Annotated in this window: 19 protein-coding genes, 1 tRNA gene and 1 pseudogene; 14 read left to right on the forward strand and 7 right to left on the reverse strand. The window is 74.0% G+C overall.

The annotated features are described in order from the left end of the window. Positions 1–140 precede the first annotated feature (140 nt). From rho to COO58_RS10395, 4 genes and pseudogenes are all read left to right on the forward strand, one after another. A pseudogene (gene rho / locus COO58_RS10380) lies at positions 141–1,244 on the forward strand (transcription termination factor Rho); the annotation flags it as partial. 97 nt (positions 1,245–1,341) lie between these two features. Then, positions 1,342–2,427, forward strand: a complete 1,086-nt coding sequence (locus COO58_RS10385) for a DUF3626 domain-containing protein (RefSeq protein ID WP_091574369.1) — start codon at positions 1,342–1,344, stop codon at positions 2,425–2,427. A gap of 213 nt (positions 2,428–2,640) precedes the next feature. Further along, the gene (locus COO58_RS10390; protein ID WP_091574370.1) at positions 2,641–3,366 is read left to right on the forward strand and encodes a hypothetical protein; all 726 of its coding nucleotides are present in this window, start codon (positions 2,641–2,643) and stop codon (positions 3,364–3,366) included. A 798-nt stretch (positions 3,367–4,164) separates the two neighbouring features. Then, positions 4,165–4,716 (forward strand): hypothetical protein, encoded by a 552-nt coding sequence (locus COO58_RS10395; RefSeq protein ID WP_098744784.1) that lies wholly within the window; start codon positions 4,165–4,167, stop codon positions 4,714–4,716. Positions 4,717–4,775: 59 nt separating this feature from the next. Here the strand turns inward: COO58_RS10395 and COO58_RS10400 are convergent, their stop codons facing one another. The 3 genes from COO58_RS10400 to COO58_RS10410 form a co-directional block, all read right to left on the reverse strand. Continuing rightward, the gene (locus tag COO58_RS10400; RefSeq protein WP_098744786.1) at positions 4,776–6,401 is read right to left on the reverse strand and encodes an alkaline phosphatase; all 1,626 of its coding nucleotides are present in this window, start codon (positions 6,399–6,401) and stop codon (positions 4,776–4,778) included. 117 nt (positions 6,402–6,518) lie between these two features. Beyond that, the gene (locus COO58_RS10405) at positions 6,519–7,961 is read right to left on the reverse strand and encodes an MFS transporter (protein WP_098744787.1); all 1,443 of its coding nucleotides are present in this window, start codon (positions 7,959–7,961) and stop codon (positions 6,519–6,521) included. Positions 7,962–8,032: 71 nt separating this feature from the next. Next, positions 8,033–8,269 (reverse strand): hypothetical protein, encoded by a 237-nt coding sequence (locus COO58_RS10410; protein WP_091574374.1) that lies wholly within the window; start codon positions 8,267–8,269, stop codon positions 8,033–8,035. 126 nt (positions 8,270–8,395) lie between these two features. On the opposite strand from COO58_RS10410, the gene COO58_RS10415 reads away from it, so the two are divergent. Then, the gene (locus tag COO58_RS10415; RefSeq protein WP_098744788.1) at positions 8,396–9,532 is read left to right on the forward strand and encodes a geranylgeranyl reductase family protein; all 1,137 of its coding nucleotides are present in this window, start codon (positions 8,396–8,398) and stop codon (positions 9,530–9,532) included. Here COO58_RS10415 and COO58_RS10420 read toward each other — a convergent pair. Further along, positions 9,519–10,553 carry an NAD(P)-dependent alcohol dehydrogenase gene (locus COO58_RS10420; RefSeq protein ID WP_091577607.1) on the reverse strand — a complete coding sequence of 345 codons (1,035 nt, stop codon included), beginning with the start codon at positions 10,551–10,553 and terminating at the stop codon, positions 9,519–9,521. The genes COO58_RS10415 and COO58_RS10420 overlap by 14 nt on opposite strands. A gap of 95 nt (positions 10,554–10,648) precedes the next feature. Between COO58_RS10420 and COO58_RS10425 the strand changes: the two genes are divergently transcribed. Further along, positions 10,649–10,834: a hypothetical protein gene (locus COO58_RS10425; RefSeq protein WP_091574376.1), complete on the forward strand. Its 186-nt coding sequence runs from the start codon at positions 10,649–10,651 to the stop codon at positions 10,832–10,834. 31 nt (positions 10,835–10,865) lie between these two features. Here COO58_RS10425 and COO58_RS10430 read toward each other — a convergent pair whose 3' ends face one another. Continuing rightward, complete coding sequence (locus COO58_RS10430; RefSeq protein ID WP_091574377.1) at positions 10,866–12,656, reverse strand: bifunctional UDP-sugar hydrolase/5'-nucleotidase; 1,791 nt, start codon at positions 12,654–12,656, stop codon at positions 10,866–10,868. A gap of 150 nt (positions 12,657–12,806) precedes the next feature. On the opposite strand from COO58_RS10430, the gene COO58_RS10435 reads away from it, so the two are divergent. Then, positions 12,807–13,709 carry an SDR family oxidoreductase gene (locus COO58_RS10435; RefSeq protein ID WP_091574378.1) on the forward strand — a complete coding sequence of 301 codons (903 nt, stop codon included), beginning with the start codon at positions 12,807–12,809 and terminating at the stop codon, positions 13,707–13,709. Between the two features lie 34 nt (positions 13,710–13,743). Here COO58_RS10435 and COO58_RS10440 read toward each other — a convergent pair whose 3' ends face one another. Together COO58_RS10440 and COO58_RS10445 are read right to left on the reverse strand one after the other, a co-directional pair. Further along, positions 13,744–14,394: a nucleotidyl transferase AbiEii/AbiGii toxin family protein gene (locus tag COO58_RS10440; RefSeq protein WP_098744790.1), complete on the reverse strand. Its 651-nt coding sequence runs from the start codon at positions 14,392–14,394 to the stop codon at positions 13,744–13,746. Further along, entirely contained in the window at positions 14,391–14,717 is a 327-nt protein-coding gene (locus tag COO58_RS10445; protein WP_091574380.1) for a hypothetical protein, read from the reverse strand. Before COO58_RS10445 ends, COO58_RS10440 begins: the two co-directional genes overlap by 4 nt. Positions 14,718–15,120: 403 nt before the next feature. Between COO58_RS10445 and COO58_RS10450 the strand changes: the two genes are divergently transcribed. From COO58_RS10450 to selB, 7 genes are all read left to right on the forward strand, one after another. Beyond that, entirely contained in the window at positions 15,121–15,702 is a 582-nt protein-coding gene (locus COO58_RS10450; RefSeq protein WP_098744791.1) for a hypothetical protein, read from the forward strand. Positions 15,703–15,996: 294 nt separating this feature from the next. Next, the gene (fdh, locus tag COO58_RS10460; RefSeq protein WP_255292579.1) at positions 15,997–19,323 is read left to right on the forward strand and encodes a formate dehydrogenase; all 3,327 of its coding nucleotides are present in this window, start codon (positions 15,997–15,999) and stop codon (positions 19,321–19,323) included. Further along, positions 19,316–20,359, forward strand: coding sequence for a 4Fe-4S dicluster domain-containing protein (locus tag COO58_RS10465; RefSeq protein ID WP_091574384.1), 1,044 nt, complete (start codon positions 19,316–19,318; stop codon positions 20,357–20,359). The genes fdh and COO58_RS10465 overlap by 8 nt, the downstream gene beginning before the upstream one ends. Beyond that, positions 20,356–21,573 carry an NrfD/PsrC family molybdoenzyme membrane anchor subunit gene (gene nrfD, locus COO58_RS10470; protein WP_091574385.1) on the forward strand — a complete coding sequence of 406 codons (1,218 nt, stop codon included), beginning with the start codon at positions 20,356–20,358 and terminating at the stop codon, positions 21,571–21,573. Before COO58_RS10465 ends, nrfD begins: the two co-directional genes overlap by 4 nt. A 45-nt stretch (positions 21,574–21,618) precedes the next feature. Further along, positions 21,619–21,714, forward strand: a tRNA-Sec gene (locus tag COO58_RS30175). Between the two features lie 20 nt (positions 21,715–21,734). Further along, entirely contained in the window at positions 21,735–23,027 is a 1,293-nt protein-coding gene (gene selA, locus COO58_RS10475; protein WP_098744795.1) for an L-seryl-tRNA(Sec) selenium transferase, read from the forward strand. Positions 23,028–23,031: 4 nt separating this feature from the next. Further along, complete coding sequence (gene selB / locus COO58_RS10480) at positions 23,032–24,795, forward strand: selenocysteine-specific translation elongation factor (protein ID WP_098744796.1); 1,764 nt, start codon at positions 23,032–23,034, stop codon at positions 24,793–24,795. Positions 24,796–24,824 lie beyond the last annotated feature (29 nt).

Below are 24,824 nucleotides of genomic sequence, written 5' to 3' on the forward strand. Positions count from 1 at the left end.
GGCCGGTCCTGTCCGGCTCTCCGCCCGTGGTCGCATCCCCGGCTTTCCGCCCGGCGGGTTCCCGCAGGCACTCCTTCCCCTGCCGTCCGCACCGGCCGGCACGGTCCCGAAAGGCAACCCCCATGACCTCCGCATCACGTCCCGTCAGCGGTGTCGTCGACATCGTCGACGGGCACGCGTGGCTCCGGGTGGACGGCTACCTGCCGTCCGCCGCCGACGTCCACCTCGCCGCCGGTCAGCTGCGCCGGCACGGCCTGCGCCGCGGTGACCTGGTCACCGGCACGGTCCTCGCCGCCCCGCGTCCGGGCCGGCCGGTGCCGTTGGAGCGGCTGGACGGCATCAACGGCGTGCCGCCGGAGCAGGCCCGCCGGCGGCGTGACTTCTACCAGCTCACGCCGGTGTACCCACGGGAGCGGCTGCGGCTGGAGACCGAGCCGCACATCCTGACCACCCGGGTGATCGACCTGGTGATGCCGATCGGCAAGGGTCAGCGGGCGCTGATCGTGTCGCCGCCGAAGGCCGGTAAGACGATGGTGCTGCAGGCGGTCGCGGACGCGATCACCCGCAACAACCCGGAGTGCCACCTGATGGTGGTGCTGGTCGACGAGCGGCCGGAAGAGGTCACCGACATGTCTCGGTCGGTGAAGGGCGAGGTCGTCGCGGCCACGTTCGACCGTCCGCCGCAGGACCACACCACGGTGGCGGAGCTGGCGATCGAGCGGGCGAAGCGTCTGGTCGAGCTGGGGCACGACGTGGTCGTGCTGCTCGACTCGCTGACCCGCCTCGGCCGTGCCTACAACCTCACCGTCCGCTCGGCCGGGCGTACGCTCTCCGGCGGTGTCGACGTGGCCGCGCTGACCCCGCCCAAGCAGCTGCTCGCCGCGGCCCGCGCGATCGAGGAGGGCGGTTCGCTGACCATCCTGGCCTCGGCCCTGGTGGAGACCGGCTCGGCCGCCGACACCCTCATCTTCGAGGAGTTCAAGAGCACCGGCAACGCCGAGCTGAGGCTGGACCGGGCGCTCGCCGACCGGCGGACCTTCCCGGCCGTCGACCTGCGGGCCTCCGGCACCCGGCGGGACGACCTGCTCTGCACCGACGTCGAGCGGCACCGCCTGCGGGCACTGCGATCGGCGCTGTCCACGCTGGACCGGCAGGCCGCCCTGGATCAGCTGCTGCGCCAACTCGCGGCCACCGGCGGCAACGCGCACCTGCTGGCCCGCCTCGGCGCCGCCGCCCACGGTTAGGATCGTCGGCCACGGTGGAGCAGGGATACACCGCCCCGCCGTCCTCCAGGAAGAAACCCCTCGCCGCCCGGACGCCGGGCCCGCGATACTCGACGCCGTGCCGGCGACCGTCCTGACCGAAGCCCAGTCCGCCGCGCTGCGACACGTGCGTGACGTCGCCCTGCGCGACCGCCCGGCGGCGCTCGCCGTCATCGCGAAGCATCTCGCCGGTTCGGGCACGTCCTACCGGTACGAGGAGGTCCTCGCGGCGGTGACCGCGCACGGCCGGCTGACGCTCAACTTCCACCCGGACCGGCTGCTGCGCGACGGCCGCACCGTGGCCGAGGCACTCGACGAGGAGGGCGTCTACCGCAGCCAGTTCGAGACCGGCATCGGCAACGGTGGGCTGACCGCGTTCCCCGGCGGCGACCGGGACGTGTGGGAAGCCGCGCTGTTCGGCGGCGCGTACCAGCGTCCCGGTGTGCTCCCCGCCGAGCGTCCCAGGTACGGCGGCCTGAACCTGCTCGACCATCCGGACGGCGCCTGTCCCCGGTTCGGCTCCTGTCACCTGCGGCTGCGTCCGGAGGCGTTGGCCCGCGCCACGTTCTGTTTCGGCGACAGCCACCTCGGGCCGACCGAGGTCGGCACCGCCGTCGTCTTCGAGCCGGTCCTCGCCGCGCTGCTGAGCGCGACCGAGGGAACGGGCGTCAGCCTGGGGGTGGCCGGAATGGACACCGGCACCCTGCTGCGGGCACTCCTGCGCCGGCGTGAACGGGCATCAGAGCAGGCCGGTCGCGCGCTGGACGACTACATCGAGGCGCAGGTGCACGGCGAGCTGAGCCTCGCCCGCGACGTCGAGGCCGTGGTCTGCGACCCGTCCTTCCGCGGCACCCGCGAGGGACGGCTGCTGGCCGCGACGGCCGCCCGGCACGGCTTCGCGCTGCGCTGGCACCCCGGCTTCGAACTGGCCGTGGACGACGTCGACGCCGAGTTCCGCGGACCGGACATCCCGCCGTTGGCGGCCCGCGTGCACGCCGAGTTCGCCCGGCCGGGGGAGCCGCTGCACGCGGCGCTCGTCGGTCGCGCCGCCGCATCCCTGGTACGCGAGCCGCGGCGCTGGGCCGACCGCGGGCCGGCCGAGGTGACCCACCAGCACCTCAAGCAGCTCTGGCACGTGCTGGTCCGGTTCGGCCGTCCGGCCTGATCGTCCGGTTCCGGCACGGGCCGGGCCTGGCTGTCCGATACCCCGGGTGACCTGGACCGCAGCTCTCGCCGCGCCAGGCATATCCGGAATGACCGACACGTCGAGCGGGTTGTGTTCCCCGTACCGCCGGCATCGCAAACCCCGTACCCGCCGGTAGTCCGCCTAGGGGCGCTCACCCCGGAGCGCGTCGTAACGATCGAAAGGGCAACCATCGTGAAGCAGCACTTCACCCGATGGCTCCCCGCCATCGCGAAGACCGCCGTCGCCAGGACCACCGACCTCGCCCAGAACCGCCGCGCCGTGCTGACCGTCGCGGGCGTGGCCGCCCTGGGCGGGCTGGCCTTCGGCCCCACCGCCGTCGCCGCCCCGGTGACCAGCGGACCGCACGCCGGCGCCAAGGCCGCCATCGACCTGGCCACCGGCAAGAAGACCGCCACCGAGACGGTGAAGTCCGGCCTGACCACCGGCAGCGACAAGGTGCCGAGCAAGGCCGACCGGCCGGCGCGGGACCGGCTCATGCCCCACGGCGTCGAGGGCGCGCAGTCGCGCATCCCGCTCGACGACGCCCAGCTCGACAACGCCAAGGCCATCGTCAAGGCGGCCAAGGAGTCCGGCGTGGGGGAGCGGGGCGCCGTGATCGGCGTCGCCACCTCCCTGCAGGAGTCCAAGCTCTACAACCTCGGTCACCTCGGCGCGTACAACGACCACGACTCGGAGGGTCTGTTCCAGCAGCGCCCGTCGTCCGGTTGGGGCACGTCCGAGCAGATCACCGACCCCGAGTACGCCAGCAAGGCGTTCTTCGGCGCGCTGAAGAACGTCGGCGGCTGGCAGGACCTGCCGCTGACCACCGCGGCGCAGACGGTCCAGGTGTCCGCCTACCCGTACGCGTACGCGCAGTGGGAGGAGCAGGCCGCGGACATCGTCCAGCAGGTGTGGTGACCCCGTGACGCGGGAACGGCCGGCCCCGGCTTCCGGGGCCGGCCGTTCCACGTCCCCGTCCGTCGCGCTCGGGGCCAGGCCGTCGTTCGGCGAGACGATGTCGCGGCTGGTTCCGGCCGGAAACGGGCGGGGCGCTGTCGTCCCGCCGCCGCTGTTCGGCGGCGGGTGCCGGTCGACGTTCCCTTCCTCAGGGACTGGGACCTGGGTGTCCATGCGCGGTTGAGGGACCCATGGCGTTCCACTCGTCGGCTGGTGGGCCGGTGGGTGGAACGTCATGGGTGTCTCCGAGGTCGGGAGGCACCCATAGCGTTCCACCGACGAGATCAACGGGCGGTGGGTGGAACGCCATGGGTGTCTCCGAGGCCGGTACGCACCCGTGGCGTTCCACCGACGGGAGTCAACGGGCGACGGGTGGATCGGGGTGGGTGTCTCCTGTGTCGGGATCACCCATGGTTGCCCGGCTGCCCGGGTGGGGTGGGTGTCCGGTTCGGCGGTGGTGGGCGGCACCCGGGCGTGGAATCGGCGGCGGGTCGGCGGCGTTGTAGACGGGTGAACGACCGAGCAGGCAGCGAGCCCCCGAGCCGCCGCCCCGCCCACGGGAATGACGGTGGGCGGACGGTCGTTACACATCATCCCGGCGCCGCGACGAGGCCCCCCGCCCCGCGAGCCAGCCGGACATCCCCGGCCCCGTGAGCTGGCCCCCCGGCTCCACGAGCGTGCCGGATCCCCTCAAGACTTTTCGCGCGCCTGACGGTGCCCACACCCCCCGGTGTGTTGACCCCCGAATGGAGCCCCCCGATGAACACGATCCTGCGCAAGAGCATCCTGGGTATCGCTGGTCTGGCCTTCACCGGTGGCGTGTTCGCCGGTCCGGTCGCCGCCCACACCGACACCCCCGCCCACGCCGCCGCCAAGCCCGTCGCGGTCGCGTCCGTGCAGGGCGAGCAGTCCCGCATCACCCTGAACGACGAGCAGACCGCCAACGCCAAGGCGATCATCGCCGCCACGAAGAAGGCCGGCCTGCCGGAGCGGGCCGCGGTCATCTCGATCGCCACCGCCCTGCAGGAGTCGAAGCTGGAGAACCTCGGCCACCTCGGCGACAAGAATGACCACGACTCGCTGGGCCTGTTCCAGCAGCGCCCGTCGAGCGGTTGGGGCACGCCGGAGCAGATCACCGACCCCGAGTACTCCACCCTGGCCTTCCTCAAGGGCCTGAAGCAGGTCGACGGCTGGGAGAAGATGCCCCTGACCGACGCCGCCCAGACCGTCCAGGTCTCCGCCTACCCCGACGCCTACGCCCAGTGGGAGAAGCAGGCCACCGACATCGTGGCCGAGCACTGGACCAAGTAAGACGTGAAGGCCGGCACCCCGAGACCGGGGTGCCGGCCTTCGCGCGTACCGGAAAGGGGTCAGGCCGGCGCGGCCTCGGCCCGCAGCCGGGACGACCCGGCCCCCACCGACCAGCCGGCCACCCACCGGCTGCCGCTGGTGCTGCTGGTGCGGTCGGCCAGGTGGTACCAGTCCATCCGGCAGCGCTGCGGGGTCACCTCGAAGACCCCGTACCCGTGTCCGTCGAGTTCGGTCCACCGCACGTGCGGGTTGGTGGACCGGATCAGGCCAGCGCCGAGCTGGCTCAGCGCGTTGCCCGCCGGCAGCTTCAGGAAGTCGTTGACGTTGTCGCTGGTCACCGACGGCACCACGAACTCAGCCGCGGCCGGATTCGCCGACCCGGTAGCGCGGGTGGTGACCTCGTTGGCCCAGGAGGTGTGGATGTCGCCGGTCAGGAACACCACGTCCCGGGTGCCGGTGGCCCGGACGTGGTCCACCAGCTCGTTGCGGTCGGCGTTGTATCCGTCCCACTGGTCGGCGTTGAGCACCGCGCCGTTCTCCGGGATGCCGAGCAGCTTGCCGAGCGGGCCGAGCAGCCACGCCGGCAGCGCGCCCACGTCCACCCGGGCGATCATCACCGGGTTGCCGACCAGCTTCCAGCGGGCCGTGGACCCGGACAGGCCGGCCTTCAGCCAGGCCATCTGGGCGTCACCGGTGATGGTGCGGGCCGGGTCGTCGACGGCCGTGCCGGTGGCCTGCGCCGACCGGTACGAGCGCAGGTCCAGCATGGACAGCTCGGCCAGCTGGCCGAAGCGGAACCGCCGGTAGATCGCCCCGTCGACGCCGACGCGCACCGGCATCCACTCCAGGTACGCCTGCCGGGCGGCGGCGAGCCGGTCGGCGAACGGTCCCTCGGTGCGGGGCGTGTGGTTCTCCGCGCCACCGGACCATTCGTCGTTGGCCACCTCGTGGTCGTCCCAGGTGATGATCCACGGCACCGCCGCGTGCAGCGCCTGCAGGTGCGGGTCGGTCTTGTAGAGCGCGTGTCGGATCCGGTAGTCGGCCAGCGTGAGCACCTCGTGCGGCGGCTGGGTGGGCCGCACCACCCGGCCGGCGGCGGCGAACTCGCCGGTCCCGTACTCGTAGAGGTAGTCACCGAGGTGGACGACCAGGTTCAGGTCGTCCCGGTCGGCCAGCCGTCGGTACGCCGCGAAGTAGCCGGCCTCCCAGTTCGCGCAGGACACCACGCCCAGGCGCAACCGGTCCACCGCCGCGTCGTCGGGCGGGGCGGTGGTGGTGCGGCCGGTCGGCGACCAGGCGTCGGCGTAGCCGAAGCGGTACCAGTAGGTGGTCGCCGGGGCGAGGCCGGAGACGGCGATCTTCACGGTGTGGTCGCGGGCCGCCCCGGTGGGGAACGTGCCGGCGGCCACCGGCGCGGCGAAGTCCGGGTCGGCGGCGACCTGCCAGGTCACCTCCACGTCCGGGCCGGCGCCGGAGCCGGGCAGCGCGTCGGGGGTGGGGGTGACCCGGGTCCAGAGCAGGATCCCGTCCGGCAGCGGGTCACCGGAGGCGACGCCGTGGCGGAACGCGGCGGTGGCCGCGCCGGCGGGGGCGGTGCCGGCCAGGGTGGCGCCGGCGAGCACGGCGGTGCCGGCGGAGGCTCCGGCCAGGCGCAGCAGGGTACGACGGTCGAGGGTGTTCGTCATGACCCTTGTATCTACCGCCGTCGACCTGTCCGGCGCTGCCCCTGTCGCGCAGAGTTTCCCGGGTCTTCCGCCCCGGTTGGCCGACCGGCACGCGTCACGCCGGCCCGGCGACGGCGGTCAGGAGCGGCGGTGACCGAAGAGGACGTCCACCACGGCGGCGACCAGCGCCAGCACGATGATCCCGGCGGCCAGCAGCAATGAGTGCCGGAACGCCACCGACCAGTCGCCCCGGTTCGCCGCCAGGGTGGAGAAGAACAACGCGCCGACCGCCGCGATCCCGGCGGCCGAGCCGATCCGCTGCCCGGTCTGGAGCATGCCGGCGCCGCTCCCGGCCATCGGCACCGGCACCTCGGAGAGCGTGAGCGTCTGGTTCGGCGCGATCACCAGCCCGCTGCCGAGGCCGGCGACGAGCAGCGGCAGCGCGGTCCGCAGCGGCACGTCGTCGTGCGGCCCACCGGTCAGCACCAGGTCCGTCGCGACCAGCCCGAGCACCACGGCCGCCAGCCCGACGGCGACCAGCGGCCGGCCGTAGCGGGTGACCACCCGTCCGCCCAGCGCCGACGCGACCGCCGAGCCGAGCGCGAACGGGGTGATCGCCAGGCCGGCGACCAGCGCGCTGTAACCCAGGCCCATCTGCAGGTAGAGCGTGAAGATGAAGAAGATCGCGGTGAAGCCGGCGAAGTAGATCAGGCCGATCAGCGCCCCCAGCGTGTACGAGCGCAGCGTGAACAGCCGCAGGTCGAACAGCGGCTGGGTGTGCCGGGCGTAGCGGCGTTCCCAGAGCGCGAACGCGGCCAGCAGCAGCAGGCCGACCGGGATCAGCAACCACTTGGCCGAGCCCTGCCACTGTTCCCGCTGCACCAGCGGCAGCAGGATCACGGTGACGCCGACGCCGAGCAGCAGCACGCCGACCGGGTCGAGCCGGTGCCGGTCGGGCTGGCCGGCCGGCCGGGCCGGCACGAGACGCCAGCCGAGCACCATGGCCACGATGCCGACCGGGATGTTCACGAAGAACACCCACCGCCAGCCGTGTTCCGCGCCGCCGAGCTGGATGAGCAGCCCGCCGAGCAGGGGCCCGACAGCGGTGGAGATGCCGATGGTGGCGCCGAGCAGCCCGAACGCGCGGCCCCGGTCGGCGCCCCGGAACAGCTGCTGGATCATGCCGCTGACCTGAGGGTTGACCACGCCGGCGGCGGCGCCCTGCACCAGCCGGGCGATGATCAGCCACGTCGGTGAGGTGGCCAGGCCGGCCAGCGCGCTGGTCAGCGTGAACAGACCCACCCCGACCACGAAGGCGGTACGCCGGCCGCGCGCGTCGCCGAACCGCCCGGCGGGCACCAGCACCAGGCCGAACGTCAGCGCGTACCCGGAGAGCACCCACTGCAGGTCGCTCGGGGTGGCGCCGAGCGCCCGGTCGATGGACGGCACGGCGACGTTGACGATGCTGACGTCCAGCAGCGTCATGAACGCCGCGACCAGGCCGACGCCGAGCGCGCGCCAGCGGCGCCGGTCGTCGTACCCGGCGTCCTGCCCCGGCGTCGACGACCGGTCCCCGCTCATCGCGCCCCCCACCGACCGTCGATCACGCATCCCCGATCGCTACCCGGCCCCCGGTGGGGCAAACGACGCGATCAGGCCGTCTGACGTGCGCACCACCGCGGTCCGAAGTCCAGGCCGGACATCGGCGAGTCCTCCCGGTGCAGCAGCCCCCGCTCGGTGAGCGCGTGCAGCGGTTCCCGCAGTTCCTCCTCGGTCATTCCGGTCTCCTCGGCGATCAGGTCCGGGTAGGGGACGTGTCCCCGCACCTCCAGCGCGGAGACCGCCTGGTACACCCGTTCCTCGACCGCGGACAACTGGACCTGAGGCATCGCGTCCCTCCTCGGGGTGGACCGTCCGATCGGCGGACGGCCGGCGACCGGCGGTTACCCGGGCCGCCGGCGTTGATGCCCACCCGATCGAGGGTCCTGGCGGGGGGTGCCGGCTAGGCTGCACCCGTGATCATCTGGGACCTCGTCGTGGTCGGTGGCGGGCCCGCCGGACTCTCCGCCGCCGTCGCGGCGGCCCGGGCCGGTGTGCGCACGCTGGTGGTCGAGCGGGCCACCCATCCCCGGTACAAGACCTGCGGCGGCGGCCTGATCGGCACCTCGCTGGCCGAGGTCGACGGTCGGATCGAGGTGCCCGCGCACGACCGGGTCGACCGGGTCACGTTCACCCGGGACGGGCGACGGGCGTTCACCCGCCGGCATCCCGCGCCGCTGGTCACCATGATCCGCCGGGAGGAGTTCGACCATCGGTTGCGCGCCGCCGCGGTCACGGCCGGCGCCCAGGTCCGCGAGGGCGTCGCGGTCCGCGCGGTGGAGCAGGACCCCGACGGGGTACGCCTGCGGCTGGCCGACGGCGAGGTGGTGCACGCCCGCACGGTGGTCGGCGCGGACGGCTCCTCCGGGGTGACCGCCCGGCACGTCGGGGTGCGGTTCCGCCAGGTCGACCTCGGGCTGGAGCTGGAGCTGCCGGTGTCCGACGCCGAGCAGCAGCGGTGGCGGGGTCGGCTGCTGATCGACTGGGGGCCGGTGCCCGGCTCGTACGCCTGGGTCTTCCCCAAGGGCGACCGGCTCACCGTCGGCGTCATCTCCGCCCGGGGTGAGGGCGAGCGGACCCGGGCCTACCTGCGCGACTTCGTCGATCGGGTGGGACTGTCCGGGGTGAGCCCCGAGCACGACTCGGGCCACCTCACCCGCTGCCGCGCCGACGACTCGCCGCTGCGCCACGGCCGGGTCCTGGTCGCCGGCGACGCGGCCGGCCTGCTGGAGCCGTGGAGCCGGGAGGGGATCAGCTACGCGCTGCGCTCCGGTCGGCTGGCCGGCGAGGCGGTCGCGGCCGGTGACCTCGACGCGTACGGGCGGGAGGTCGACCGGCGGCTGGTGCCGGAGATGCGCGCCGGGCACCGGCTGCTGGAGGTCTTCGAGCGCCGCCCCGACGTGTTCCACGCGATGCTGGCCAGCCCGCCCGGCTGGCGGATGTTCGCCCGCTTCTGCCAGGGGCGGGCCAGTTTCGCCGAGGTGCTCGACCGGCGGCCGGTGCGGGCCGCGCTGGCCGTGCTCGACCGGCTGCCCCCGCTCAGGGGACGATGACCGCCCGGCCGTGGATGTCGCCCCGGCGCAACGCCTCGTACGCCTCGGGCGCCTCGGCCAGCGGGAACGTCTGCACGTCGGCGTGCAGCCGGCCGTCCCGCGCCAGCGCGACGACCTCCTGGAGTTCCGCGCGGGTGCCCCAGAACGGGACCACCACGCCGGTCTCCAGCGGCACCGTTGGCGGTTCGTCGGCGACCGGCCGGACCGGCAGCGTGCCACCGGCCAGGCCGACGAGCAGCAGCTGACCGCCGGTCGCGACGACCTGCCGGGCGGTGTCCAGCGTGGGCTGCGCGCCGACGAAGTCGAGCACCACGTCCGCGCCGTCCGGCGGCGGGCCGACCAGGTCGCGGATCTTGTCGACCGAGTCGGGGCCGGCCTGCACCACGTGGTGGGCGCCGAGGCGGCTGGCCAGGTCCAGCGCCGCGACGTTGGTGTCCACCGCGACGATCCGCACCGCCGTGGTGGCGAGCAGGATCTGCACCGCCATGTGGCCCAGCCCGCCGATGCCGATCACCACGCAGGTGGTGCCGGGCCGCAGCCGGGGCCGGGCCAGCTCCACCGCGTGGTACGGGGTCAGCCCGGCGTCGGTCAGCGGGGCCGCCTGGGTCAGGTCCATGTCGCCCACGTGCAGCAGCCGGGACGCGGGCACCACCACGTACTCGGCCAGCCCACCGTCGCGGCTGAGCCCGATGCCGCCGACCGGCGTGACCCGGCAGCGGTTCTCCTCGCCGCGCAGGCAGGCCCGGCAGCGCCCGCAGCCGATGATGCCGTAGACCGCGGCCCGGTCCCCGGACGACCAGCCGTCCACGCCGGGCCCGGCCGCCTCGACCGTGCCGGCGATCTCGTGGCCCAGCGTCATCGGGGTGGGGAACATCCCCGCCGCCGCGTCGAGGATGTGCAGGTCGGAGTGGCAGGCGCCGACCGCGCCGACGCGCAGCAGCACCTCACCGGGCCCGGCCTCGGGCGTCGGGACCTCGGCCAGCTCCAGCACCCCGGGTGCGGTCATCCGTACCGCGCGCATGTCGCCCTCCACCTCGTCGCCGTCGGTCTCGCGGCGGCATACCCGTGCCGTCCCGGTTGATACCGGTCCCGGCCGGGCGGGCGCACAATGCGGGCATGAGCGAGCGGGGCGAGTCGTTCACCGACGAGGAGTACGCGTTCCTGCGGCACGTCCGCTTCGGCGAGCTGCCGAACCGGGTCCGCCCCGAGGAGCGTGCGGAGTCCACCGAGACGGACACCCGCCCGGACCGGCCGGACCCGGCGGGCGGCGAGTCCGAGTGGCACCTGCGCGCCGGCGGCTGACGGGGCGTTCCCCGCCAGCCGCCGGGGTGGATCAGAAGACCGGCACGCCCTCGCGGACGAGCTTCCAGTTGGGCACGAAGAAGTCGGCCGGGTCGATGACGCCCTTGGCCTGCGCCCAGTCGATGAGCAGCTGGCGAATCTCCTGCTGCGCGTTGTAGACCTGCGTCTTGACGATGCCGGGGAAGTTGCCGCCGCCGCTGCGCCGGTAGTTGTTCACCGCCACCACGAACTGCGCGTCCGCCGCCACCGGGGTGTCGGTGCCGGCCAGCACCAGCCGGGTGATCCGCTGGCCGACCGGCTTGGAGATGTCGATGTCGTAGTCGACGCCGGAGAAGACGTCGTAGTTGTAGTCCGGCACCGCCGGGTCGCTGATGGTCTCCGGGTTGACCGGCGCGCCCACCGGGACCGTGACGAAGTACTTCGCGGAGTACTCCAGGTACGCCTTCACCTCGGCGCCGGTCAGCACGACCGCCTCCAGGGTGTTGTCGTAGACGTAGAGGCCGGCCACGTCGCGGATCCGCACGTCACCCTGCGGGAAGACCGCGGTGCGGCTGAACGGCGCGGCGATCGACAGCACCGGCAGGCCCGCGTACGCGCCGCCGGCCAGCGCCGCGGTGACCACCTCGGTCTGCACGTGGTTGATGAAGTCGAGGATCGGGGTGTCCTTGTAGCGCGACTCGGCGGCGGACAACTCCACGCTCGACTGCGCGACCACCCGGTTGACGTACTCGACGGTCTTGGCGTGCTGACCACGGACGGCCGCGAGCACCGCCGGGTCCTCGACCACGGTGTTGGTGTTCAGCGTGGTGGCCGACGAGTCGACGACCTTCCAGCAGCCCTTCTCCCGGGTCAGCGTGAAGTCCATCCGGGTGAGCCGCTGGCCCCACTTCGACGGCTCGGACGTGAGCACGGCCTTGCCAGTCTTCAGGTTGGTGACGAACTTCTCCGGCACCTCGTTGTGCGCGTGGCCGAACAGGATCGCGTCGATCCCGGGGACCTGCTCGGCGATCAGCGCGGTCGGGTTCTCGTTCGGCAGCTCCGGGCCGTAGCTGGAGGTGCCGCTGTCGCCGCCGTGCGCGGAGATGATGACCACGTCGGCGCCACGCCGGCGCATCTCCGGCACCCACTTGGCGGCGGTGGCGACCATGTCGGCGAAGACCAGGCGGCCCTCGACGTTGGCCTTGTCCCAGATGGCCACGCCGGGGTTGGTCAGGCCGAGGATGCCGACCCGCAGCTTCGGCGCGCCGTGGCCGCCGAGCCGGACCTCCTTGATCACGTACGGGAGGAACGCCGGCTTGCCGGTCTTCGCGTTGATCGCGTTGGCGGCGAGGGCCGGGAAGCCGAGCTGCTCGATCCAGGTGGCCAGCAGCGGCAGGCCGTAGTTGAACTCGTGGTTGCCCAGCGTGACCGCGTCGTACTTGAGCACGTTCATCGCGTTGGCCATCGGGTGCGTCTCACCGGTGCTGGTGATCGGCTCCTGCTTGGCGTAGTAGGTGGCCAGCGGGGTGCCCTGGATCGTGTCACCGGCGTCCAGGACCAGCGTGGCCCGGCCCTTGCGCTCGGCGCGGATCTGGTTGACCAGGGTGGCCAGCTTCGCGACGCCGACGTCGTTGTGCTTGCTGTCGTCGAACTCGGCGTCCTTGTAGTAGTCCCAGTTGTAGACGTTGCCGTGGGTGTCCGAGGTGCCGAGGACGGTCAGGTCCCAGGTCTTCGGCTGCTTCGGCTTCGCCTCGGCGGGCGCGCCGGCGAGCAGGGGAGCGGTCGCGGCGGCGGCCGCCACGGCCAGCACCTGTCGGCGCGAGGCGCCGGAGGAGGAGGTCATGAGGTGCCTTTCCATGGGGGGTACGCGCCTCGTGGGCGCCGTTGCGCACCATAACCACCACCTGTCACGCACGCCAGACCGGCCCGAGATGTTCCGCCATCCGTCACCGGCCGCTGTTTTCCGCCGGCCCGCCGGGGTAGGGGCGCAGTCATGACCGAGGACCAGTTCACCCCGCAGCACCCCACCGAGCAGTACGGCCAGCGCGAGGGTCAGCCGGCGCAACAGCAGTCCGCCCCCGGGTCGACGCGGGAGATGGGCCCGAAGCCTGATCACGGCGAGGAGTCGTACCGGGGCAGTGACCGGCTCAGCGGCAAGCGGGCGGTCATCACCGGCGGCGACTCCGGCATCGGTCGCGCCGTGGCGATCGCCTTCGCCCGGGAGGGCGCCGACGTCCTGGTCTCCTACCTCGGCGAGGAGGAGGAGGCGGACGCCCGCGAGACGGTCGCCCTGATCGAGCAGGCCGGGCGCAGGGGTGTCGCGGTCCGCACCGACCTGCGTGAGGAGGCCAACTGCCGCGAGCTGGTCGAGCGCGCGGTCGCCGACCTCGGCGGCATCGACATCCTGGTCAACAACGCGGCCTACCAGATGTCGCAGGACAACGGCCTGCTCGACATCAGCACCGAGCAGTTCGACCGGGTCTTCAAGACCAACGTGTACGCCATGTTCTGGCTGTGCAAGCTCGCCGTGCCGCACATGAGGGAGGGCTCGACGATCATCAACACCTCGTCGATCCAGGCCTTCGACCCGTCGCCGCAGCTGCTCGACTACGCCACCACCAAGGCGGCCATCGCCAACTTCAGCAAGGCGCTCGCGCTGAACCTGGCCGAGCGGGGCATCCGGGTGAACGCCGTCGCGCCCGGCCCGATCTGGACGCCGCTGATCCCGGCCACCATGCCCGAGGAGAAGGTGAAGCAGTTCGGCACCGACGTGCCGCTGGGCCGCCCCGGCCAGCCCGCCGAGCTGGCCCCGGCGTACGTCTTCTTCGCCTCACAGGAGTCCAGCTACGTCACCGGCGAGATCCTCGGCGTCACCGGCGGCAAGCCGACGAAGTGACGGTGCCGCCCCACCGGCCGTCCGGCTCTGCCGCTCAGCGGGGCCAGACGGCCATCCGCCGGCGCACCTCGGCGATCCGCGCGGCGTCCAGGCCGTAGCGGGTGAACCGCCGGTCGGCCAGGCCGTCCAGGTAGCGGCCGGCGGCGCGCACGTCCTCGTCGTCCAGCGCCGGGTCCACCTGCCGGGCCAGGTCCAGCAGGTCGGCCACGTCGTAGCGGTCCAGCGCGGCGGCGACGTCGATGAAGTCGCGTACCTCGCGTCTGTTGACCAGCGCGGCGGTCTTGTTGGCGATCAGGTCCCGCACGTCCATCACCGGCCCGAGGTCCATCACCACCGGGCTGCGGTGCCGGTCCAGGCGGGCCAGGCTGAGGCGGATCTCCCGGCCGTCCCGGCGCACCACGAAGTCGCGCAGGTCCCGGTCGAAGCCGTCGAACACCTCGCCCAGGCCACCGGGGTCGGCGTCCTGCACCTGGTATCCGGCCCGCTCCAGCGCGGCGCGCACGCCGTCCGCCGCCGCCGCGGGGGCGCCCTCCACGTCGGCGAACAGGTCGACGTCCTCGGTGGGGCGGGTGACCAGGCCGTGCGCCGCCCACGCCACCCCGCCGCCGAGCACGAACCGGTGCCGGCCGGCGGCGGCGAGCGCGACCCGGGCCACATCCCGGTAGAAGTCGTGCGGATGTGTCACGCGGCGCGCAGGCTCCCGTGCCGGCCCTCCCAGGCCAGGCGGACGCCCCGGGGCAGGTTGAGCAGCGGCCACACCCGGCGCAGCGTCCCCGCGTGGATCAGCTCGCGCAGGTCCGCCACGCGGGTGGTCTCGCGCAGCACGTTCTCGTACATCCAGAGCAGCTCGTCCGGGTCGCCGAGGTCGAAGGCGCGTTCGCTGCTCCACATCAGGCGCACCGGCAGCTCGACGATGCCGGTGGTGGGGCCGGCCAGCTCGTCCAGGGTGCGCGCCACCACGGCGGGTCGCCCGGGCCGGGCGAGGTACGCGCTGGTGGTGGCCGACATGGCATCAGGGTAACCCCTCCCGCGTGCTCCGCCCCCGCCCGAGGCGTAAGGAAGGGCCCCCGCTTAACGCCTCCGGTAGTGGAGGGGCCCCCGCTTAACACGCGCCATCCCCACGCGCGCCGTGCGCGGTTTGGGGGCATTTGAGGTGGTGGGGGTCACCCGGAAGGCGGAATCGGTGTGGGGGCGGGGGCGTTGTACAGGGGGTACGGCCGCGCAGGCGCGCACCGCGCCCCGCCGGAATGACGGCGGGCAGCCGGTCGTTACATCTGGTCCCGGTGCTCACGAGCAGGCCCCCCGCGCCCCGTGAGCGCCCCGCCGGAATCCCCCTCGAAGACTTCTCCGAGCGCCTGACGGCTGCTCGCGTGCCCACCCCCGGGCGCGTCGACCCCCGAACGGAGCCCCCATGAACACCATGCTGCGCAAGAGCATCCTCGGTATCGCCGGTCTGACCGTCGCCGGTGGCCTCGCCGCCGGCCCGCTGAACCACTCCGACGGCACCCCCGCGCCGCGGGAGAGCGCCGTGGCCGTGCAGAGCCGCCTCGACACCGCGACGCTGATCCCGCACGGCGTGCAGGGCGCCCAGTCGCGCATCGACCTCACCGACGAGCAGACCGCCAACGCCAAGGCGATCATCGCCGCCACGAAGAAGGCCGACATGGACGAGCGCGCCGCGGTCGTGTCCATCGCCACCGCCCTGCAGGAGTCGAAGCTGGAGAACCTCGGGCACCTCGGCGACCGCAACGACCACGACTCCCAGGGCCTGTTCCAGCAGCGCCCGTCCTCCGGCTGGGGCACGGTCGAGCAGATCACCGACCCCGAGTACTCGACCACCGCGTTCCTCAAGGCCCTGAAGCAGGTCGACGGCTGGCAGGACATGCCGCTGACCGTCGCCGCGCAGACCGTCCAGGTCTCGGCCTACCCCGACCACTACGCCCAGTGGGAGCAGCAGGCCGCCGACATCGTCGCCGCCCACTGGAACAGCTGAGACCGGCGGTGACCGGGGTCACGACGGCCAGCGGAAGAACCGTGGCCCCGGTACCGTTGTGCAGAGCGTCGGTGTGTCCAGTGTCCCCGGGCCTCACCTAAATTGCCTTCGCGGAATACCGTTCGGCTGGAGCCGCGTCGTGCCACTCGCCGAGAGGCGACCTGCACACCGACGCCCAGCGCCGCCCCGACCGACAGGTCGGGGCGGCGCTGTTTCGTGCTCGACTCGCGGGGGTCGGCCGCCTGCCCTAATGTGCAGGAGGTGAGCCGTTCTCGACGGGGAGGGGGTGCCCGGGTGGGTCTGAAGACGTTCATCCAGGGGTGGCCGGTCTACCGGCAACTCACCGGCACCGACCCGCTCGGTCGCGGCGCCGCCGCCCAGTCGGCCCGCTCCGCCGACCTGACCGCGCGCACCGAGACCGCCGACGGCATGGCCCGCTCGGTCTGCCCCTACTGCGCGGTCGGCTGCGGCCAGCGGGTCTTCCACAAAGATGGGCAGGTCACCCAGATCGAGGGCGACCCGGACAGCCCGATCTCCCGCGGCCGGCTCTGCCCGAAGGGCGCGGCCAGCAAGAGCCTGGTGACCAGCCCGCTGCGCCAGACCACGGTCCGCTACCGCCGGCCGTACGCGACCGACTGGGAGGACCTGGACCTCGACGTCGCGCTCGACATGATCGCCGACCGGATCCTCGCCGCCCGGGCGGAGACCTGGGAGGACGTGGACGACGAGGGCCGACCGCTCAACCGGACGCTCGGCATCTCCAGCCTCGGCGGCGCGACGCTGGACAACGAGGAGAACTACCTCATCAAGAAGCTGTTCACGGCGATGGGGGCGCTCCAGATCGAGAACCAGGCCCGCATTTGACACTCCGCCACCGTCCCCGGTCTGGGGACCAGCTTCGGTCGCGGCGGCGCGACGGACTTCCAGCAGGACCTCGCCAACGCTGACGTCATCGTCATCCAGGGCTCCAACATGGCCGAGGCCCACCCGGTGGGCTTCCAGTGGGTGATGGAGGCGAAGAAGCGCGGCGCGAAGGTCTTCCACGTCGACCCGCGGTTCACCCGCACCAGCGCGCTCGCCGACACCTACCTGCCGATCCGGGCGGGCACGGACATCGCGCTGCTCGGCGGCGTGGTGCGCTACATCCTGGACAACGAGCTGGACTTCCGGGAGTACGTGCTGGCCTACACCAACGCGGCCACCATCGTCAGCGAGCAGTTCGCCGACACCGAGGACCTGGACGGCCTCTTCTCCGGCTACAACCCGGAGACCGGCTCGTACGACCACGCCAGCTGGCAGTACGAGGGTCAGGAGGGCAACGCCAAGGTCCGGGGCACCGGCAAGGAGCGCGACTCGGCCTCCGGGCTGGAGCACGAGTCGCACGGCGAGCCGGTGCCGGCGCAGACCCAGCGGGACGAGACGTTGCGGCATCCGCGCTGCGTCTACCAGATCCTCAAGCGGCACTTCGCCCGCTACACCCCGGAGATGGTGGCCCGGGTCTGCGGCATCCCGGAGGAGAAGTTCCTGGAGCTGGCCCGCGCCTGGACGGAGAACTCCGGCCGGGAGCGCACCGGCGCGCTGGTCTACTCCGTCGGGTGGACGCAGCACAGCGTCGGGGTGCAGTACATCCGGACCGGGTCGATCATCCAGACGCTGCTGGGCAACATGGGCCGGCCGGGCGGCGGCATCCTGGCGCTGCGCGGGCACGCCAGCATCCAGGGCTCCACCGACATCCCGACGCTGTTCAACCTGCTGCCCGGCTACCTGCCGATGCCGCACCACGCCGACCACCCGACGTTCGACGAGTGGGTGGACAGCATCCGTCACCCCGGGCAGAAGGGCTTCTGGGGCAACTCGCGCGCGTTCGCGGCGAGCCTGCTCAAGGCCTACTGGGGTGACGCGGCGACGCCGGAGAACGACTTCTGCTACGGCTACCTGCCCCGGATGACCGGCGACCACGGCACGTACCAGCAGGTCCTCAACATGATCGACGGCGGGATCAAGGGCTACTTCCTGCTCGGCCAGAACCCGGCCGTCGGCTCGGCGCACGGCCGCGCCCAGCGCCTGGGCATGGCCAACCTCGACTGGCTGGTCGTGCGCGACCTGTTCCTGATCGAGAGCGCCACGTTCTGGAAGAACAGCCCGGAGATCGCCACCGGGGAGATCGTGCCGCAGGAGTGCCGCACCGAGGTCTTCTTCCTGCCGGCGGCCTCGCACGTGGAGAAGGAGGGCACCTTCACCCAGACGCAGCGGATGCTGCAGTGGCGGGAGAAGGCGGTCGAGCCGCCGGGCGACGCCCGCTCCGAGCTGTGGTTCTTCTACCACCTGGGCCGGAAGCTGCGGGAGAAGCTGGCCGACTCCATCGAGCCCCGCGACCGGGCGCTGCTGGACCTGGCGTGGGGCTACCCGACGCAGGGCCCGCACGCCGAGCCCAGCGCCGAGGCGGTGCTCAAGGAGATCAACGGCTACGAGGTGGCCACCGGCCGTCCGCTGAACGCGTTCGGCGAGGCCAGGGCCGACGGCTCCACCGCCATCGGCTGCTGGATCTACTCCGGCGTCTACGCCGACGGGGTCAACCAGGCGGCCCGCCGCAAGTCCCGGCACGAGCAGGACTGGGTGGCCGCCGAGTGGGGCTGGGCCTGGCCGGCGAACCGGCGCACGCTCTACAACCGCGCCTCCGCCGACCCGGAGGGCCGGCCGTGGAGCGAACGCAAGAAGTACGTCTGGTGGGACCCGGACGCCGGCGAGTGGACCGGCTACGACGTGCCGGACTTCGAGAAGACGAAGCCGCCGTCGTACCGCCCACCGGCCGACGCCTCCGGGCCGGAGGCGCTCGCCGGTGACGACCCGTTCGTCATGCAGGGCGACGGCAAGGCCTGGCTGTACGCGCCGAGCGGCGTGCTCGACGGCCCGCTGCCGACGCACTACGAGCCGGCCGAGTCGCCGATGCGCAACCCGCTCTACGGGCAGCAGGCGAACCCGACCCGGAAGATCTACGAGCACCCGGTGAACCGGATCAACCCGAGCCCGCCGGAGCCGCACAGCGGCGTCTTCCCGTACGTGTTCACGGTCAGCCGGCTCACCGAGCACCACACCGCCGGCGGGATGAGCCGGACCGTGCCGCGCCTGGCCGAGCTGCAACCGGAGATGTTCGTCGAGGTGTCCCCGGAGCTGGCCGCCGAGGTCGGCCTGGCGCACCTGGGCTGGGCGCACCTGGTCAGCGGGCGGGCGGTGATCGAGGCGCGGGTGCTGGTCACCGACCGGCTCACCCCGCTGCGGGTGGACGGCCGGATCATCCACCAGGTCTGGCTGCCCTACCACTTCGGCAGCGAGGGCCTGGTCACCGGCGACTCGGCCAACGACCTGTTCGGCATCACCCTGGACCCGAACGTGCTCATCCAGGAGAGCAAGATCGGCACCTGTGACGTCCGGCCGGGCCGGCGTCCCACCGGGCCGGCGCTGCTCGACCTGGTCGGCGACTACCAGCGGCGGGCCGGCATGGCCCCGGACCGGAAGGTGCCGATCGTGACCACCGACGTGCTGGGTGGGGAGAACGCGGCCGGCAGCACCGACGAGCAGACCCCCGAGGCCGCGGCGCGCGACGGAGAGAACGATGCCTGACGCCAACAGCCTCTACGGCCCGCTCGACCCGGCCCCCGACGCGGGCTGGACGCAGGCGCCGCCCCGGATGGGGTTCTTCACCGACACCAGCGTCTGCATCGGCTGCAAGGCGTGCGAGGTCGCCTGCAAGGAGTGGAACGGCGTCCCGGACTCGGGCTTCGACCTGCTCGGCATGTCGTACGACAACACCGGCGCGCTGACCGCGAACTCCTGGCGGCACGTGGCGTTCATCGAGCAGCCCCGGCCGGCCGGGCACCGCACCGCGCCGTTCGCCGGCGACCCGACCGGTCCGGCGACCAGCCCGGCGTCGGCGTCGGTCGGCGCCGCCACCGCGCCCGACACCGGCACCAACCCGGGTCTGCCGGCGGGGCGTCCCGAGGCGGCGGCGCGGATGGCGGCCGGCCCGGAGTTCCTGGGCATGCCCGGCGCGCAGCCACCCGGGCGGGGCAGCGGCGCGGAGAGCCGGACCGATTTCCGCTGGCTGATGATGTCCGACGTGTGCAAGCACTGCACGCACGCGGCCTGCCTGGACGTGTGCCCGACCGGCTCGCTGTTCCGCACCGAGTTCGGCACCGTCGTGGTGCAGGAGGACATCTGCAACGGCTGCGGCTACTGCATCTCCGCCTGCCCGTACGGCGTCATCGACCAGCGCAAGGACGACGGCCGGGCGTGGAAGTGCACGCTCTGCTACGACCGTCTCGGCGCCGGGATGACCCCGGCCTGCGCGCAGGCGTGCCCCACCGAGTCGATCCAGTACGGCCCGCTGGACGAGCTGCGCGAGCGGGCCGCCGACCGGGTCGCCGCGCTGCACGAGCGGGGGGTCCCGGAGGCGCGCCTCTACGGTCACGACCCGACCGACGGGGTGGGCGGCGACGGCGCGTTCTTCCTGCTGCTCGACGAGCCCGAGGTGTACGGGCTGCCGCCGGATCCGGTGGTCACCACCCGGGACCTGCCGAAGATGTGGAAGCGGGCCGGGCTGGCCGCGCTGGCCATGGCGGCGGCGACCGTCGCCGCGTTCGTCGGAGGATCGTCGTGAGTCCGGACCGCCCGGTGGGTGCCCTGTTCCGTCGCTTCCGGGAGCGGCTGGCCGCCGAGCCGGGCAGCGCCGCCGGAGGGGACCGGGCCGTCGACCCGGGTGACGCCGCCGCAGAGCAGGGCCCGGGCGGCCGCGACAACGGCAGCCGGGCCAACGGCACCGGCCCGGGCGGGGGCCACACCGACGCCGGCGCCCGCGAGGCCGGGCTGGCGCCGCACCCGCCCCGCGACGCCGCGCCGACCACCCGTCGCCGCCGTGGCGGCAAGGGCGGCGGCGAACAGCTCACCGTCCCGCCGGCCGAGTTCACGTCCTACTACGGCCGGCCGATCCTGAAGCCGCCGGTGTGGCGGTGGGACATCGCCGCGTACCTGTTCACCGGCGGGCTCGCCGCCGGTTCCTCGCTGCTGGCCGCCGGCGGTCAGCTCACCGGGCGTCCGGCGCTGCGCCGCGCGGGCCGGGTCACCTCGCTCGCCGCGGTGAGCGCCAGCGCCTACTTCCTCGTCAACGACCTGGGCCGACCCAGCCGGTTCCACCACATGCTGCGGGTGGCGAAGCTGACCTCGCCGATGTCGGTGGGCACCTGGATCCTCAGCGCGTTCGGCCCGGCCGCCGGGCTGGCCGCGATCGCCGAGGTCGCACCCCGGCTGCCGCGCCACGGCGTGCCCGGGCTGGGCCGCCGGCTGCTGCCCCCGGTCGGCGACGCCGCCGGGCTGGTCGCCGCCGTCACCGCGCCGGCGCTGGCCACGTACACCGGGGTGCTGCTGGCCGACACGGCGGTGCCGTCGTGGCACGAGGCGTACCCGGAACTCCCGGCCATCTTCGCCGGCAGCGCGCTGGCCAGCGGCGCCGGCGTGGGGCTGCTGGCCGCGCCCTGCGCGCAGGCCGGCCCGGCCCGGCGCCTCGCGGTGGCCGGCGCGGCGCTGGAGCTGTGGGGCTCGCACCGGGTGGAGAACCGGCTCGGCCTGCTCAGCGAGCCCTACACCGAGGGCACGCCGGGCGCGTTGTTGCGGGCCGGCCGGTCGCTGACCGCGGCCGGGGTGGTCGGCGCGCTGGTCGGCCGCCGCAGTCGGCTGCTGTCCGCGATCTCCGGCGGCGCGCTGCTCGCCGCGTCCGTCTGCACCCGCTTCGGCATCTTCCACGGCGGCGTCGCCTCGGCCCGGGACCCGAAGTACACGGTCGTGCCGCAACGCGAGCGCGCCGACCGGCGGGCCTGACACCTCGCCGGGCAGTTGGTCCGCCCCTGTGGTTGACTGCTGCGTGGAGGCGTTCAGGCGGCTGGTGCCCCTCCCGGTCTTCAAAACCGGTGTGGTCCGGGACCCGGGCCAGGCGGGTTCGATTCCCGTCCGTCTCCGCCACACCGTCCGGGGGAGCGCCGATGCGTGAGGTCGACCCGCGGCGGCGGGTGCCGCGCACCGACGCGCTGCTCGCCGACCCGGCGCTGGCGGCCGCCGCCGGCACGGTCGGCCGGGATCGGGTCAAGGCCGCGATCGTGGCGGCCCAGCACCGCGCCCGCCAGGGCGAGATCAACCCCGAGGCGGTACGCGACGCGGCGCTGGCCGCCCTGCCGGTCCGCACGCCGCGCGCGGTGCTCAACGCCACCGGCGTCGTGCTGCACACCAACCTGGGCCGCGCCCCCCTCGCGCCGGCCGCCGTGCAGGCGCTGGTCGCCGCCGCCGGGCACACCGACGTGGAACTCGACCTCGGCACCGGCCGCCGGGCCCGACGCGGCCGGGAGGCGCTGGCCGCGCTCGCCGCCGCGGTGCCCGACGCGCCCGCCGTGCACGTGGTCAACAACGGCGCCGCCGCGCTGGTGCTGGCCGCCACCGCGCTCGCCGCCGGCCGGGAGATCGTGGTCAGCCGCGGCGAGCTGGTCGAGATCGGCGACGGCTTCCGCCTGCCCGACCTGCTGGCGAGCACCGGCGCCCGGCTGCGCGAGGTGGGCACCACCAACCGCACCACCCGCGCCGACTACGCCGCCGCGATCGGCCCGGACACCGGCTTCGTGCTCAAGGTGCACCCGTCGAACTTCGTGGTCACCGGTTTCACCTCGGCGGTGCCGGTGGCCGACCTGGCCACACTCGGCGTGCCGGTGGTCGCGGACATCGGCTCGGGGCTGCTCGCCCCGGACCCGCTGCTGCCCGACGAGCCGGACGCCGCCACCACGCTGCGCGCCGGCGCCCACCTGGTCACCGCCAGCGGCGACAAGCTGCTCGGCGGGCCGCAGGCCGGCCTGCTGCTCGGCGCGACCGACCTGGTGGAGCGGCTGCGCCGGCATCCCCTCGCGCGGGCGCTGCGGGTGGACAAGCTCACCCTCGCCGCGCTCGCCGCCACGCTGCACGCGCCGACCACCCCGACCCGGGAGGCGCTGCACGCCGATGCCGGCCGGCTGCGCGCCCGGGTGGAGCGGTTGCGCGACCGGCTCGGCGAGGACGACTGCAAGGCCGAGGTGACACCGGTCGCCGCCGTGGTCGGCGGGGGCGGCGCGCCCGGCGTCGACCTGGACTCGTGGGCGCTGAGCCTGCCCGAGCGGTACGCGGCGCCGCTGCGCGCCGGCGACCCGGCGGTCCTCGGCCGGGTGCTGCACGGGCGGCTGCTGCTCGACCTGCGCGCCGTGCCGGAGGCCGACGACGACCGCGTCCGCGCGGCGATCCTGTCCGTGGAGGGCTGAGCGGGTGTGGGTCGTGGCCACCGCCGGGCACGTCGACCACGGCAAGTCCACCCTGGTGCGGGCGTTGACCGGGATGGAACCGGACCGGTGGGCGGAGGAACGCCGCCGGGGCATGACCATCGACCTCGGCTTCGCCTGGACCACGCTGCCCTCCGGCGGCACCCTGGCGTTCGTCGACGTGCCCGGGCACGAGCGGTTCGTGCCGAACATGCTGGCCGGTGTCGGCCCGGTCCCGGCCGCGATGATCGTCGTGGGCGCCGACGAGGGCTGGATGCCGCAGTCGGCCGAACACCTGGCCGCGCTGGACGCGCTCGGGGTGGGGTACGGGCTGTTGGTGGTGACCCGCGCGGACCTGGCCGACCCGGGGCCGGCCCTGGTCCGCGCCCGCGCGGAGGTCGCCGCGACGTCGCTGGGTGAGGTGGAGGCGGTGGCGGTGTCCGCGGTGACCGGCGCCGGCCTGCCCGAGCTGCGGGCCGCGCTGGACCGCCTGGTCGCCCGGCTGCCCGACCCGGCCCGCGACGCCCCGGTCCGGCTCTGGGTGGACCGGTCGTTCACGGTGCGCGGCAGCGGCACGGTGGTCACCGGCACCCTCGGCGGCGGCCGGCTGCGGACCGGCGACGAACTCGAACTGGCCGGCACCGGCGAGCCGGTGCGGGTACGCGGCCTGCACTCGCTGGGCGCCTCCCGGCCGCACGTCGACGCGGTGGCCCGGGTGGCGGTCAACCTGCGCGGCCTGCCCCGCGAGCGGGTGGGTCGCGGCGACGCCCTGCTCAGCCCCGGCCGGTTCGGCCGCACCGACCTGCTCGACGTGCGCCTGGTCGGGGATCCGGCCGCCGACCTGCCGGCGACGCTCACCCTGCACGTCGGCTCGGCGGCGGTGCCCGCCCGGGTCCGGCCGCTCGGTCCGGACACCGTGCGGCTGCGCCTGGCCCGGCCGCTGCCCCTGCTGATCGGCGACCGCGCCCTGCTACGCGACCCGGGCCGGCACCACGTGGCCGGCGGGGTGACCGTGCTGGACGTGGACCCGCCGGCGCTGCGTCGCCGGGGCGCGGCGGTCGCCCGGGCGGCCGTGCTGGCCGGGCTGGACGGGCGACCCGACCCGGCTGGGGAGCTGCGCCGGCGGCGGCTGGTCCGGGCCGGGCAGCTGACCCGGATGGGCGTGCCGCCGAACGCGGTCCCGGTGGCCGGGGACTGGCTGGCCGACCCCGACCACTGGCGGGACCTCGGCCGGCGGCTCGCCGAGGAGGTCACCCGGCACGCCGGGGAGCACCCGCTGGCGGCGGGTGTACCGGTCGACGTGCTGCGCCACCGCCTCGGCCTGCCCGACCGGACGCTGGTGACGGCGCTGCTGCGCCCACCGCTGCGGCTCCGCGACGGCCTGGTCACCGCCGCGCCCGCCGACACGCTGCCGGAACCGGTCGCCCGGGCCGTGGCCCGGGTCCGCGCCGAGTACGGCGACCGCCCGTTCCAGGCGCCCGAGGCGCACCGGTTGGCCGACCTCGGCCTGGGGCCCCGGGAGATCGGCGCGGCCGTGCGGGCGGGCGCGTTGCTCCGGCTCGCCGAGAACGTCGTGTTGCTGCCCGGCGCCCCGGACGACGCGGTGCGGGTGCTCGCCGGGCTGCCGCAGCCGTTCACGCTCAGTGCCGCCCGGCAGGCGCTGGACACCACCCGTCGGGTGGCGGTGCCGCTGCTGGAGCTGCTGGACCGGCGCGGGGCGACCCGCCGGCTGCCCGACGACGCGCGTCAGGTGGTCCGCCCGCCGGGTTGACGGGTGGCGTCCGGGTGACAGGGTGACGG

It is taken from the genome of Micromonospora sp. WMMA1996 (assembly GCF_002573675.1).
GTDB classification, from domain to species: Bacteria; Actinomycetota; Actinomycetes; order Mycobacteriales; family Micromonosporaceae; genus Micromonospora; species Micromonospora sediminicola.